Below are 14,282 nucleotides of genomic sequence, written 5' to 3'. Positions count from 1 at the left end.
ACAGTATTAGTATAGAAGCAAGAAATATTGGGGTACATATGCATGAGAGCTCATCATAATCTGCACAAAAAAATCCCGATGCCTTTATTGGACATCGGGACCCCTTTAAACATTATGCATGTTTTGAAAGAAGTTCAGCAAGAGCTTCTTTAGGCTGGAATCCAACTACTTTATCTACAACTTCACCGTCTTTAAGAACGATTAGAGTCGGGATGCTCATTACGCCAAACTTGCCAGCAGTCTCCTGGTTTTCGTCAACATCGATTTTTACGATTTTAACTTTATCGCCCATTTCAACGTCAAGCTCTTCCAATACAGGAGCGATCATTTTACAAGGGCCGCACCATGGAGCCCAGAAGTCAGCCAATACTAAACCTGAGCCAGTCTCCGTAGTGAAGTTTTGATCAGTTGCATGTGTAATAGCCATTTGATATGCCTCCTAAAAATTCAACTCAAATACTAACGACAGTATATCATCGTTTATATTATGTTGCTAACGATTTGCTCGATCGTAATATACCCTATTTTATGCGAATTATTCATCATTGCCTGCAGTTGTGATTATGTATAAAGGGCGGCCCAAAGCCGCCCATTCAATAGCCAATCAGGTGATTCTTATGCGTTTACTTTAAGTTTCTTAAACTCTTCCGTTAACATTGGGACAACTTCAAAAAGGTCGCCAACAATGCCGTAATCCGCCACTTTGAAGATATTTGCTTCAGGATCTTTATTAATGGCCACAATTACTTTTGAGTTTGACATACCAGCTAAATGCTGGATTGCCCCAGAGATGCCGCATGCAATATAAAGGTCTGGAGTAACAACCTTGCCTGTTTGGCCAATTTGAAGTGAGTAGTCGCAATAATCTGCATCACATGCACCGCGGGAAGCACCCACAGCTCCATTTAAAACAGAAGCAAGCTCTTTTAATGGCTCAAATCCTTCCTCGCTCTTAACACCGCGCCCGCCTGCAATAATAACCTTTGCTTCAGACAAATCAACACCTTCGCTAGCTTTGCGGACAACTTCTTTTATAATGGTACGAAGGTCTTTGATATCAGCAGATACAGATGAAACGTCACCAGATCTTGATTCATCTTTATCAAGTGGAGCAATATTGTTTGGACGGATTGTCGCAAACAGCAGGCCATCTGTTACAATTTTCTTCTCAAACGCTTTTCCTGAATAGATTGGCCGTGTAAACACCAGGTTGCCGCCTGCTTCTTCCAGGTTAGTAACATCTGAGATTAAACCTGATTCCAGCTTGGCAGCGATCTTTGGCGCAAGATCCTTTCCTAATGCAGTATGTCCAAAAATAAGGCCATCAGGACTTTCTGAGTCAATTACGGCCATTAAAGCCTGAGAAAAGCCGTCAGGAGTATATTGGTTTAGTTTTTCATCTTCAACCGTCACAACACGGTCCGCTCCATACTGGATCATCTCAATCGCTAAAGCGCTTACAGAATCACCAATTAAAACACCTACAACTTCTCCGCCCTCTGCTGCAGTTTTCCCTGCTGCTACCGCTTCGAAGGATACATTACGCAATGAACCGTCACGGACTTCACCTAATACTAATACTTTTCTAGCCATATGTTTTACCCCCTGCGTTATTATTATCAGTTATTGACAATCAGACAACTTTAGCTTCGGTATGAAGAAGGTTTACAAGCTCTTTAACTTGATCTTCCAATTCGCCTTCAAGAACCCTTCCTGCTTCTTTCTTAGGCGGCAAGTAGATTTCAATTGTCTTTGTTTTTGCTTCAACATCGTCTTCATCAAGGTCAAGGTCGTCAAGCTCCAGCTCATCAAGAGGCTTCTTCTTTGCCTTCATAATTCCAGGCAAGGACGGGTAGCGAGGCTCATTCAAACCTTGCTGTGCAGTTACTAATAATGGAAGGGATGTTTCAATTACTTCGGAATCGCCTTCAACATCGCGAACTACAGTTGCAGAGCTGCCATCAATTTCGAGCTTTGTGATAGTCGTTACGTAAGAAATGCCCAGAAGTTCTGCTACACGCGGTCCAACTTGTCCTGAGCCGCCGTCAATGGCTACATTTCCTCCGATAATTAAGTCAGCTTCTTTATCTTTTAAGTATTCTGATAAAATCTTTGCGGTTGTGAATTGGTCACCGTCTTCAAGATCATCTTCAGTATTGATTAAAACAGCTTTATCTGCACCCATGGCAAGGGCTGTTCGAAGCTGCTTCTCAGCTTCCTCCGTTCCAACAGATACGACTGTGACTTCTCCGCCATGTGCATCGCGGACCTGAATGGCCTCTTCAATCGCATATTCATCATAAGGATTAATGATAAATTCAGCACCATCTTCATTGATTTTGCCGCCGGAGATTGTAATTTTTTCTTCAGTATCAAATGTTCTCTTCATTAATACGTAGATGTTCATGATTTCCCTCCTAGTAATAAAAACATTTCTTCACTTCGAAAGATTGAAAATATTCAAGGCATACAGAAAGGTTAATCTGCTGCTAACGCCCATCTATTTTTAATACAGCTCTTTTCTTATAGATTGTTTTACTTATGAATTATGCCCGTTGATTTCCGCTATGGGCACTTGCTTTCCGAGGGGAGGAATGCGAGCCTCCTCGGCTTCGCCTGTGGGGTCTCGCACTTCCCTCTCCTCCCGCAGGACATTGAATAAGCTTCCTTGAATCAGCAACGCACGAAGGAAATGCGGTAGCATTTTCGAGGATCAAGTGCCCTAAGCTCCAATCAACTCAGCAATTTAAATTGAGTTATAGAAAAGCAACAACTCTACGAAGACAGCATTTAAAATTGAGCGGGCGCTCGTTCGCAGACCAAAATTTAACCAATGAATCTTCTGAAGATTAAATCATCCGCATACAAGTCTATTATAATAGATTATGAGGATGAATGTAATCTTTCAGCGAAAATCTTTAAAAATACTATTGTCCGGTAAATTTCGGCTCACGTTTTTCAATAAAGGCAGATATTCCTTCCTTGCCATCTTTTGAAATAAAAACTTCACCAAACAATTCAGCTTCTTTTTTTACGCCTTCGTAGAACTGTCCTGTTTTCCCGTAATTTAAAAGTTCAATGGCGGCCTTGATTGAGCCTGGGCTCTTTTTGGCAATTTTCTTTGCCATTTTATAGGCATTCTCCAACAGCTCCTCTTCCGGATAAGCATGATTCGCCAAACCATATTGAACAGCTTCAAGACCTGTAATCGGCTCACTTGTAAATAACATTTCAGCCGCACGGGCTGTTCCAACAAAGCGAGGCAGACGCTGTGTGCCAGCAAACCCTGGTATCAAGCCTAGCTGAAGCTCAGGAAGCCCAAGTTTGGCAGTTTCGGAAACAAGCCGGAAGTGGCAGCCCATCGCCAGTTCCAATCCGCCGCCGAGTGCAGCACCATGAATAGCCGCAATAATTGGCTTAGGGAAGTATTCCATTCTTTCAAAAAGTTCCTGGCCATAGGTTGACAGGTTGGAGAAATCTTCTCCGCTTTCGATTGTCGTAAATTCTTTAATATCTGCACCGGCAGAGAAAAATCTGCCTTCACCGTGAATTAGAACCACCCTAATTTCTTCATTTGGTTCAATTTCATCCAGAACAGCTGAAAGCTCTTTTAACAAGCCGGATGAAAGAGCGTTTGCCGGCGGACGTTCAATCGTGATTGTCGCAACCATATCCTGGTGAGACCATTTCAAGTATTCCATCCTATCCCTCCTCAATATATTCTAAAAGCACTTTTGGATTATGCTTTTCCGCACCCATTGATGAGCAATTTATGCACAGGTTCTGCCAGAGCAGTCAGATCATATTTTTGCTCATTCATCACCCATGTCGTTACTGTTTCATCCATTGTGCCAAAGATCATTTGACGGGCAAGCCTTATATCCAGGTCACTTGAAAACTCTCCGCTCTCCTTCCCATCAGCCAGTATCTTATCAACTAATGCAAGGTATCCCTTTAAGACTTCATTAATTTTATGGCGGAGATCTTTATTGGATTGCCTTAGTTCGAGCTGGGTGACTATTGCCAGGTGCCGGTCTTCTGAAAGCATCTTAAAGTGCGATTCTACCATCACTAATAGTTTCTCTGCAGCTTTCTCTTTTCCTGCAATTTTTTCCTCGATTCTCTCAACGAAATAACCCATTTTATCCTGAAAGAGGGATATTAAGATATCTTCTTTGTTTTTAAAATATAAGTAGATGGTGCCATCAGCGACGCCTGCCTGCTTTGCAATTTTTGATACCTGTGCCTGGTGATAGCCATTTTCCGCAATCACCACCACCGCCGCATCAATAATTTGCCGGTATTTGGGTTTCGTTTTCTTCAAGCTTTTCCCTCCTTTCAAGAATTAAAAACCAGCTAAACGGCAGTGCCATCATTTTCTTATGCAGCAGGTGGATGGGCCACAGACCCATCCCCGCTGGTAAATCTTTAAATAAGGCTCTGATAAACTTGAATGTTGATTTCCGCTCCAATCAACACGGTGCTAAATCAACATTTAGCATTAACACATCCTTAAATAAAAATCAGCAAGCCTAGAGCGTTTAACTTGGTGTTTTTTCAATTCCTGTTTTAAAATGAATGAATAATCATTCATATTTTTATAATAGTAGGACAATTTATTCCTGTCAAGAATTATCCGCCGAAACCTAATATACATTATGACATTCATAAGAAGCCTGGACAAGTCTTATACACCAAAAATAAAGAGCCGATAGGAATCGGTCTCTGCATTAAGCCCGCTTTTCCTCTTCTTCCTTTAACTTCTTTTTTTCCTTATCCACAAGCGTCCTTCTTAATATCTTTCCAACTGCAGTCTTTGGCAGTTCTTTCCGAAATTCGTAAAGCCTTGGAACCTTATAGGCTGCAAGATGCTTTCTCGCAAACTCGTTCAATTCATCTTTCGTAGCTTTTGCTCCTTCTTTCAGCACAATATAGGCTTTTACAGTTTCTCCCCGGTACGGATCCGGAATTCCGGCAGCTACTACTTCCTGCACTGCAGGGTGCTCGTAAAGGACCTCTTCAATTTCTCTTGGATAAATATTGAAACCGCCAGCGATGATCATATCTTTCTTTCTATCTACGACATAGAAATATCCATTTTCATCCATGTATCCAAGGTCACCGGTCAAAAGCCACCCATCCCTTAATGTATGTGCAGTATCTTCGGGTCGGTTCCAATAGCCTTTCATTACCTGAGGACCCTTTACTGCAATCTCACCTACTTCGCCAGCCGGGAGGGGCTCTCCTGTTTCCAGTGAAAATATAGCTGCATCCGTATCCGGCCAAGGCACACCAATGCTTCCTTTAACCCGTGGACGGTCCCACAGGAAATTCGCATGCGTTACCGGAGACGATTCAGTCAAACCATAGCCTTCAACAAGCTTTCCTCCTGTTACTTCTTCAAATTTCTGCTGGACTTCAACAGGCAGGGCTGCAGACCCGCTTATGCAAGAATCAATAGATGATAAATCATATTTTTTCAAATCCGGATGATTCAATAAGCCAATATAAATAGTAGGTGCGCCAGGAAATAATGTAGGACGCTGCTTTTGTATGGTTTTCAATGTCGTTTCAGGGTCAAACTTAGGCAGGAGCACCATTTTATGTGCTTCCATTATAGATAAAATCATAACGGTAGTCATACCATACACGTGGAAAAACGGCAAAATGCCAAGTACTACTTCTTCGCCCCGCCTGCATTTATACAGCCATGCTTTGCACATTGCTGCATTGGAGACCAGGTTCTTATGCGATAGCATAACACCCTTTGGAAATCCTGTAGTACCCCCAGTATATTGCAATAATGCCAAATCTTCCTCAAAATTAAATTTATGGATTTTAAGAGGCTCTGATGGCCTTTTTAATATTTCTGCAAGCAAATGGTTATTTCCTCCATGCTTCACATTTACTGAGATGCCATACTGCTTTTTCTGTATAAATGGATAAACCAAATTTTTAGGAAATGGTAGAAAGTCTTTGATAGCGGATACAATTATGTGTTTTAAATCTGTTTGAGGCATTACCTTAGTGACTCTTGGAAATAATATGTCCATCGTGATGATTGCCTTTGCCCCCGAATCCTTCATTTGATATTCAAGTTCACGTTCCATATACAATGGATTCGTTTGGACAACGATGCCGCCAGCCATCAAAATTCCGTAATAGCTAATCACAGCCTGCGGGGTGTTTGGGAGCATGATCGCGACTCGGTCTCCCTTTTCAATCCCTATGCTTTGGAGATAAGCTGCCAGTTTAAGAGAAGAATCATAAACATATTTGAAAGTAAATTCCTTCCCCATAAAATGGACGGCTATTTTTTCCGGGAATTCATCTGCCGCATGTTTTAAATAATCCTGTACCGGCTGGCTGGGATATGACAAGGTTGAGGGGATTTCTGCCGGATACTGTTCTATCCATGGTTTTGCTTCTGCCATTTTGTCCCTCCTTTATTGAATGTCCATAAGGAAAAGCTGGACATAGCCTTGAAATTTTTAGAACATTCTAACTGTTCGTTCTTATTATAATATAATGCTGACTCTATGACAATTAGAATAAAACCAGTCACTTAGAAAAGGACTATTTTTTTAGGTTGTCCACTGCTTTGGGAATTCCCTGTAAATTTTGTTCAACAAAAAAACGCCATATATCAATGGCGTTTTTGTTATATAATCTATATCACTAAAACATTATGCAATAAAAAATATATAGATGGCTCCTATGAGAAGAAATATTCCGCTAAGAACCAGGAGAACTTTAGCTAATTTTTCCACTGTAAATACCTCTCCTTAAGATAAGCCTGCCCCGATAACGTATGATAAACCAATGGATAGCACCATTGAAATAAAACCGACCGCCTTGTTATTATTTTCAATTTCATCATCGATTTTAAACTTCGGCGTTAAAAATTCAAAGATAAAATACCCAATTAACATGAGGACGAACCCAAAAACTCCCCAAGTAATCATCGTCAATAATGTGTCATTATGCAAAATAGAATGCCTAAAAATGTTGGCAATCCCGAATATCTTGCCACCAGTTGCCATCGCAACCGCTATATTGCCATTTTTGATTTCTTCCCAGTTTCGATACTTGGTAACCAATTCAAAAATAGCCAAAAAGACAATCATACATAGAATAACAACACTGTAATATGCAGCTGTCTGAATAAATTCATTTTCCCAAAATTGGTTCATTTCCATTCTCCCCATTGGATTTTAAGGCTTTTTCTTTGGAAGGCATCAGGTGATAGACATCAAGCAGCGTCAGGAAAATGCCCCTGTCCCCTCTGCTCAAATTGAAGTGGGTTTGATAGCAGGCGTTTATTTAAATTCAACGACCGTAACACCTGTACCGCCTTCGCCAGCTTCGCCAAATCTTATTTTTTTAACGGCTCTGTGGTTCCTTAAATATTCCTGAACACCCTGCCTCAAGGCTCCGGTACCTTTGCCATGGATAATCGATACACGCGGATATCCAGCCAAAAGGGCATCATCAATATATTTTTCTACCCTTAGAAGTGCATTTTCGTAGCGCTCGCCGCGTAAATCCAGTTCAAGGCTGACATGAAAATCTTTGCCTTTTACTGTCGCCATTGGTTTTGTCTCCACTGGCTTAGGGCTCTTAATGTATTCCAAATCTTTTTCCGCAACCTTCATTTTTAAAATTCCGATTTGGACCTGCCATTCATTATCGGATACCTTTTCGAGCAAATGGCCTTTTTGGCCAAAGCTGAGAACCTTTACTTCATCACCAGTTTCAAAGACATGTTTATTATTCTTTGGTTTGGCTTTATTTGATGTTTTGCCAGCCTTGGGAGCCGCCTCAGCCAACCGTTTCTTTGCTTCGATCAGCTCATGTTCTTTAACCTCCGCATGCTTTTCCATGCGCATCTTTCTTAAATCACGGATTATCTGCTCTGCTTCAGCTTTAGCTTTTTCTACTATATCTGCCGCCTTCTCTGCTGCTTTTTCGTGCATTGTATCTTTCTGCTCATAAAATTCAATCATTTGCTTCTGAAGGTCTTTGTGGAGCTTTTCTGCATTCTTTAATAAATCGTGAGCTTCTTCCCGGTCAGCCTCAGCCTGCTTTCGGCTTTCTTCAAGAGAAGCTATCATTTTTTCAACTTGATTTGTATCTGCTCCAATATAGGATCTTGCTGTATCGATTACTTTATCATTTAGCCCCAGCCGTTTTGATATTTCAAAAGCATTGCTTCGCCCTGGCACACCTATAAGCAGTTTATAAGTTGGGCTTAGCGTCTCAATATCAAATTCTACACTTGCGTTAATAACTCCTTCTCTATTATACCCATAGGCCTTGAGCTCAGGATAATGGGTAGTGGCAATAACCCTGGCTCCACGTTTATAGACTTCATCCAGAATGGAAATCGCCAGGGCAGCTCCTTCCTGGGGATCTGTTCCTGCTCCAAGCTCATCAAATAGGACAAGGCTGTTAAAATCAACGTGATTCAGGATATCTACAATATTGACCATATGAGATGAGAAGGTACTTAAGCTTTGCTCAATGGATTGTTCATCCCCGATATCTGCATAAACTGCACCAAAAACGGCTGTTTCAGACCCATCAAGAGCAGGAATCTGCAGACCTGCCTGAGCCATTAATGTACAAAGGCCCACCGTTTTTAATGTAACGGTCTTACCGCCTGTGTTTGGACCGGTAATAACAATGGTTGAGTAGTCATCCCCCAATGCGATATCATTTGGGACCACTTCGTCAGCAGCAATAAGCGGATGCCGTGCCTTAAACAAAGAAATTCTGCCTTCATTATTTATTTTGGGCTTGGAAGCTTTAATTCGTTTGCTGTATCTCGCTTTTGCAAACATAAAGTCGATTTCTCCAAGCACATCTACAATGGTTTCCAATTCACCGCTTTGTTCCGCTACGAGCCCTGAAAGTGCAATCAAAATGCGTTCAATTTCCTGCTGCTCTTTAACCCTGATTCCCTGGAGTTCATTATTCAGCTGGACAATCGATTGCGGCTCAATAAATAACGTCTGTCCGGATGAGCTCTGGTCATGGATGATGCCGCCATAATGGCCGCGGTACTCCTGCTTTACTGGAATGACAAATCGATCATTGCGAATCGTAATAATGGCATCAGAAAGCATTTTTTGCGCATTCGATGAGCGGATCATGCTCTCAAGGCGTTCCCTGACACGTGATTCCTTTGTCCGCAGCTGATTGCGGAGAGAACGGAGCGTCTCACTGGCGCCATCGAGCACTTCACCATTATCATCAACAGCATTTCGGATAGATGATTCCAATTCTGCAAGGACAATGATTTTATCGGTATATTCCTGCAAAATTGGCAGGCTGCTTTCTTCTTCTGCAAAGTCCTCGATAAACCTTTTCATTTGCCTGCTGGCATGGATTGTGCTTGAAACCTGTGTCAGCTCATGAGGGCTGAGCATCCCGCCAATAGCTGCTCTTTTTACATGCGGGCGAATATCAAAAATGCCTCCAAGCGGTACATTCCCTTTTATTCTAAGGACTGTTACAGCTTCATCCGTTTCTTCCTGCCTGCGGATTACCTCTTCATAATCTGATGAGGGAAGAATACTTTCCGCCTTTTTTCTTCCCAAAGAAGAAGAAACATGTTCAAGCAGCTGTTCTTTTACTTTATTGAATTCAAGAATCTTTAAAACTCGTTCTTGCATGAGGATTTTCCCCTTTCAATGCCCAACTTCCCTAAATGCGTTCCTTCAGAAATTTGAGCAGATCTTCTGTCTCCATGGCATTGAGGACAGATTCTTTCTTAATCCATCCTTTTTTGGCCGCGGAAACGCCAATTTCCATATGGTTTAGTGTGTCTATTTTATGTGCATCCGTATTAATCACAATCTTGACGCCAGCTTCCTGCGCTTTTTTGATATGCTCTGAGGCAAGGTCCAGCCGATGCGGGTTTGCATTCAGCTCAAGTGCTGTATTCGTCTCTTTAGCCAGCTCGATGAGCATATCCATGTCTACTTCATAGCCTTCCCTCCGGCCAATCAATCTTCCGGTAGGATGGGCAATAATATCAACATGGGCATTCTGCAAAGCAGTTTTCAAGCGATCCATGATTTTTTCCTTTGGCTGTGAAAAAGAAGAATGGATGGAAGCTATGACAATGTCCAGCTCTTCCAGAAGCTCATCATCATAATCAAGCGTACCGTCAGGCAGTATATCCATTTCTACTCCTGATAATATCGTAAAATCATCGAATTGTTCATTAAGGCGCTTAATTTCTTCTTTTTGCTGGCGAAGCCTTTCAGCAGTTAAACCATTAGCAACTTTTAAATATTGGGAATGATCAGTAATAGCCATGTACTTATAGCCACGGGCACGGCAGGCTTCAATCATTTCCTCAATTGAATAAGCCCCATCGCTCCATGTAGAGTGCATATGAAGATCGCCCTTGATATCTTCAAGTGATATCAGTTCTATATCTTCTTTATAATCATCCACTTCTTTTCCATCTTCCCTTACTTCAGGCGGGATAAAAGGAAGTCCAAAATGTTCATAAAATTCTTCTTCTGTTGAAAAAGTAAGAATTTCACCAGTTTCGGTATTTTCAACACCGTATTCACTGATCTTTTCCCCACGCTCTTTGGCAAGCTGCCGCATTCTGACATTGTGGTCCTTTGAGCCGGTAAAATGATGGAGAGTTGTCGCAAATTCTTGCGGCTCCACTAAACGGAAGTCAGCCGAAATATCATATGATTCCTCAAATACAACAGAAACTTTAGTATCTCCTGCAGCAATAACCTCTTTAATTCCAGGCAGATTTAATAACTGTTCTTTTACAGAAGCAGGATTTTCAGTAGCAATAATAAAATCGAGATCCTTGATTGTCTCTCTCATTCTTCTTAAACTTCCTGCCCTGGAGTATTTTTTTATATCCTTCAGATTAGCCAGCGCATCCTCAATGCCCTCTGCTATTGGCAGCATAAAAGCCAGCGGAAGCCTTTCCGGCCTTGATCCAGCATTCTCCAAAGCAGCCAATATCTTTTCCTCTGTCTTTTTCCCAAAACCCGCAAGACCCTGAACCTTTTTATTGCGGCATGCATCTTCTAGATCTGCTGCATTTTCCACACCCAGTTCTTTATAAAGCTTGGCAATCTTCTTGCCTCCTAAACCTGGCAGCTGAAGCAGAGGGATTAATCCAGAAGGAACCTCTTCTTTAAGTTCATCCAGCACGGATGACTTTCCTTCTTGAATGTACTCTTCTATTACGGATGCTGTCCCTTTTCCAATTCCGGACAGCTTGGTAAAATCCTCAATTTCAGATAGACTTTCATCATTTGATTCCAGTGCAAGCGCTGCCTTGCGAAATGCTGCTGTTTTAAAAGGGTTTTCACCCTTTAATTCCATATAAACGGCGATTGTTTCTAAAAGCCTGATCACATCTTTTTTATTTACACTCATTCAAAACACCTGCCCGTAACGGTAATAATATCCGTATTATCTCTTATTTTGCCGCCGAACTTCAAATACTGCCTATAAAAAGCGCATCTGCCCGCAGCTAGACAGTTATTGAAGTTCTAATTTATACTTTCCTATACTTCAAAAAGAAAACTTCTCTAGAAATAGAGAAGTTATTCAGCCATATATTCAACCCACATATCTTGCAGCTGGTCAGAGAGAATAGGCGTGTTCTTAACCATTAATTCTGCCATTAAGGAATTATTAATAGGACCCTGAAGCACTTCAATTGGAACCAGAGCGGCTATGTATAATAGAATAAACATGATAAGATAGACTTCGATAAACCCGAGAATGCCGCCTGCCCAAACGTTTAGCTGCTTTAAAATCGGCAGATGGGCAACAAAGTCGAGCATGCTCCCAATAATTTGCAGCAATATTTTTACCGCAAAAAAAATCACGACAAATGCGATGGCGCGATAGTAGGCATCTTCAAGGTTTGCATTCCCAAAAAGCGTTTGAATTGCCGAATCACTGCTAAAGTCAGGGTATGGCACCCATAGGGTCAGTTTAGGAGCAAGTTCTTCATAATACATACGTGCTACAATAAAAGCGATAATAAATCCTGTTAAATGGATTAATTGAAGGATAAACCCTCTTTTTAGCCCGATAAAAAAGCCAAAAATTAAAATAATGATAATTGCGAGATCCAGCATGGCTATTTTCCGTCCTTTACTCTATTTAATTCGTTTTCCAGCCGTTCCAGACGGTCTTTCAGCTTTATATAATCATTAACAGCATTGACTGCCGTTAGTACGGCTAACTTACTAATGTCGAGTGAAGGATTCTTCGAACTGATTTCACGCATTTTATCGTCAACCAGCGAAGCAATGAGGCGAACATGGCTGGAGCTCTCTGAGCCTACTATTACATACTGCTGTCCATATATATCTACACTTGTTCGATTTTTTTGTAAATCTGACAACGTCCATGCCCTCCTTCTTTAAAGAATCCTACTCAATATCATAACATGAACGCAAATGAGTGGGAAGTCAAAGCATGTCAAAAGAGCTCCGTTCATGTAAAACTATTTCCAATTGGCTGTTTTCGTAAAGTTTGTTGCTTTTCAGGCAGCTAACCAAGTTTAACCAAATGAGTTGATTGCAGCGGAGGGCAATTAACTCCTCGAAAAGGCATTCGCATATCCGTGCGACGAGGGTTTTTTTCGAGGATGCTCTTCCAAAGTCCTGCTCAGAAGAGAGGGAGTGGGCAATCCCGCAGGCCAAGCCGAGGATGCTCTCATCCCTCCCCGCGGGAAAGCATGAGTGCCCCTTAGAATTTATAAGTAAAACAACAATCTATGAGAAACGAGCCTTCCAATTAGAGTGATACGAATGCACCGAAATTTAAGTTAGAGGAGAAATGATAATGAGCCAAGTGGTACTTTTAAAAAAAGCAAATGAAATATCGGAAATGAAAACCTATTATGCCAAGTATTTGAACGATAAACAGCCTCCAGGAAGCATATTTGCCGCAAAAATTCCCGGCTGTTCAATCACTGCCTATAAATCAGGCAAAGTCTTGTTCCAGGGGAACGGATGTGATACAGAAGCCAAAAAATGGGGGAACACCACTCAGAGTGCGCAGCCAAGCAAGAAGCCTAGTCCGGCCGCTGCTAATTTGCCGGAAAATATCGGCTCTCTTTCAGTTATTGGTTCTGATGAAGTGGGTACTGGAGATTACTTCGGCCCGATAACAGTTGTGGCAGCTTATGTAAAAAAGGATCAAATTCCTTTACTAAAGGAGCTTGGCGTAAAGGATTCAAAAAATCTCGGTGATGAAAAGATTATAGAAATAGCTAAGCAAATTAAGGATATTGTACCGCATAGCCTATTAACCCTTCATAATGATAAATACAACAAGCTGCAGCAATCAGGCATGTCACAGGGGAAAATCAAAGCTTTGCTTCACAACCAGGCCATCGGCCATGTATTAGGCAAGATTGCCCCTGAAAAGCCCGAAGCCATTCTGATCGACCAATTCGCCAAGGAAGAGGTTTACTTTAACTATTTAAAGAAACAGCAAACCATACAGAGGGAGCGGGTCTATTTTAGCACCAAAGCAGAGGGGATACATCTTGCAGTTGCTGCGGCATCCATATTGGCCCGCTATGCTTTTGTGCGCCATTTTGAGAATTTAAGCAAACAAGCCGGATTTCCGCTTACGAAAGGTGCCGGCCCTAAGGTTGATGAAGCTGCGGCCCGGCTGATCAGGGAAAAAGGCCGTGAAGCCCTGTCCGGATTTGTGAAACTCCATTTTGCCAATACGGAAAAAGCAATGAAGCTGTATAGCCGGAAATATAAATAATCTAAGAAAGATTGGCTATTTTATACTAAATAATCAGTAGAACTGCAGCTGCTGAAGAAATTAGGCCTTCTAATTGTTTGTTTATCGGCCAAAAATGGAGGTTTATCGGCCAATTTTCCGTTTTTATCGGCCGAAATGGCACTTTTATCGGCCAAGCACATATCCCCATAAAAAAGAGGTTGACTCAAAAGGTCGTTGAACGACGACTCTTTTGAGTCAGTTTTTTATTTTGAGATCATTTTGTCCTCAATTTCGAGTAACTTATTCAAAATTAGGAGAGATATCCCNATTTATCCTCCTAAACCTTCACTCTTTTTACCTGTTTTGTAGAAGATCATCCCACTTTTTTAAATTGTGGGCAACACAAATAAGACCCCAATCCGTGGTGTTTTTGGATAGGCCTCTTAGAGAAAACCGGTTGAATTTTCGGTTGTGTTTAATTTGTCCAAAGACGGGCTCGACATCTATTTTTCGGCTTCTGTACTTTTTAT

At 41.5% G+C, this 14,282-nt stretch carries 14 protein-coding genes; 1 reads left to right on the top strand and 13 read right to left on the bottom strand.

All coding sequences use genetic code 11. The features are described from left to right. Positions 1-112: 112 nt before the first annotated feature. From trxA to zapA, 11 genes are all read right to left on the bottom strand, one after another. Positions 113-427: a thioredoxin gene (trxA, locus tag L634_RS0107045; protein ID WP_026581844.1), complete on the bottom strand. Its 315-nt coding sequence runs from the start codon at positions 425-427 to the stop codon at positions 113-115. A gap of 188 nt (positions 428-615) precedes the next feature. Beyond that, complete coding sequence (locus L634_RS0107040) at positions 616-1,593, bottom strand: electron transfer flavoprotein subunit alpha/FixB family protein (RefSeq protein WP_026581843.1); 978 nt, start codon at positions 1,591-1,593, stop codon at positions 616-618. A 40-nt stretch (positions 1,594-1,633) separates the two neighbouring features. Next, complete coding sequence (locus L634_RS0107035) at positions 1,634-2,407, bottom strand: electron transfer flavoprotein subunit beta/FixA family protein (RefSeq protein WP_026581842.1); 774 nt, start codon at positions 2,405-2,407, stop codon at positions 1,634-1,636. A gap of 520 nt (positions 2,408-2,927) precedes the next feature. Then, positions 2,928-3,701 carry an enoyl-CoA hydratase gene (locus L634_RS0107025; protein WP_026581841.1) on the bottom strand — a complete coding sequence of 258 codons (774 nt, stop codon included), beginning with the start codon at positions 3,699-3,701 and terminating at the stop codon, positions 2,928-2,930. A 38-nt stretch (positions 3,702-3,739) separates the two neighbouring features. Further along, on the bottom strand, positions 3,740-4,324 hold the full coding sequence (locus L634_RS0107020; RefSeq protein ID WP_026581840.1) for a TetR/AcrR family transcriptional regulator: 585 nt from the start codon (positions 4,322-4,324) through the stop codon (positions 3,740-3,742). 406 nt (positions 4,325-4,730) lie between these two features. Continuing rightward, positions 4,731-6,434, bottom strand: a complete 1,704-nt coding sequence (locus tag L634_RS0107015) for a long-chain-fatty-acid--CoA ligase (protein ID WP_026581839.1) — start codon at positions 6,432-6,434, stop codon at positions 4,731-4,733. 351 nt (positions 6,435-6,785) lie between these two features. Further along, positions 6,786-7,193, bottom strand: a complete 408-nt coding sequence (locus tag L634_RS0107005) for a DUF350 domain-containing protein (protein WP_026581838.1) — start codon at positions 7,191-7,193, stop codon at positions 6,786-6,788. A gap of 126 nt (positions 7,194-7,319) precedes the next feature. Continuing rightward, positions 7,320-9,677 carry an endonuclease MutS2 gene (locus tag L634_RS0107000; protein WP_026581837.1) on the bottom strand — a complete coding sequence of 786 codons (2,358 nt, stop codon included), beginning with the start codon at positions 9,675-9,677 and terminating at the stop codon, positions 7,320-7,322. Positions 9,678-9,708: 31 nt separating this feature from the next. Continuing rightward, complete coding sequence (gene polX / locus L634_RS0106995; RefSeq protein WP_026581836.1) at positions 9,709-11,427, bottom strand: DNA polymerase/3'-5' exonuclease PolX; 1,719 nt, start codon at positions 11,425-11,427, stop codon at positions 9,709-9,711. A gap of 170 nt (positions 11,428-11,597) precedes the next feature. Continuing rightward, positions 11,598-12,140: a CvpA family protein gene (locus L634_RS0106990; protein ID WP_026581835.1), complete on the bottom strand. Its 543-nt coding sequence runs from the start codon at positions 12,138-12,140 to the stop codon at positions 11,598-11,600. Between the two features lie 2 nt (positions 12,141-12,142). After that, on the bottom strand, positions 12,143-12,409 hold the full coding sequence (gene zapA / locus L634_RS0106985; RefSeq protein WP_026581834.1) for a cell division protein ZapA: 267 nt from the start codon (positions 12,407-12,409) through the stop codon (positions 12,143-12,145). 443 nt (positions 12,410-12,852) lie between these two features. On the opposite strand from zapA, the gene rnhC reads away from it, so the two are divergent. Then, positions 12,853-13,791, top strand: a complete 939-nt coding sequence (rnhC, locus tag L634_RS0106980) for a ribonuclease HIII (protein ID WP_026581833.1) — start codon at positions 12,853-12,855, stop codon at positions 13,789-13,791. A 20-nt stretch (positions 13,792-13,811) separates the two neighbouring features. Here rnhC and L634_RS34620 read toward each other — a convergent pair whose 3' ends face one another. Together L634_RS34620 and L634_RS32540 are read right to left on the bottom strand one after the other, a co-directional pair. Next, the gene (locus L634_RS34620; protein ID WP_269521469.1) at positions 13,812-13,946 is read right to left on the bottom strand and encodes a hypothetical protein; all 135 of its coding nucleotides are present in this window, start codon (positions 13,944-13,946) and stop codon (positions 13,812-13,814) included. A 160-nt stretch (positions 13,947-14,106) separates the two neighbouring features. Beyond that, positions 14,107-14,282 (bottom strand): transposase (locus tag L634_RS32540; protein WP_157452370.1); only part of this gene is annotated, 176 nt, incomplete at its 5' end.

The organism is Bacillus sp. J33 (assembly GCF_000518885.1).
Lineage (GTDB): Bacteria > Bacillota > Bacilli > Bacillales > Cytobacillaceae > Cytobacillus.
The sequence above is the reverse complement of the archived record's forward strand: the minus strand, read 5'-3'. Positions and strand labels throughout refer to the sequence as shown.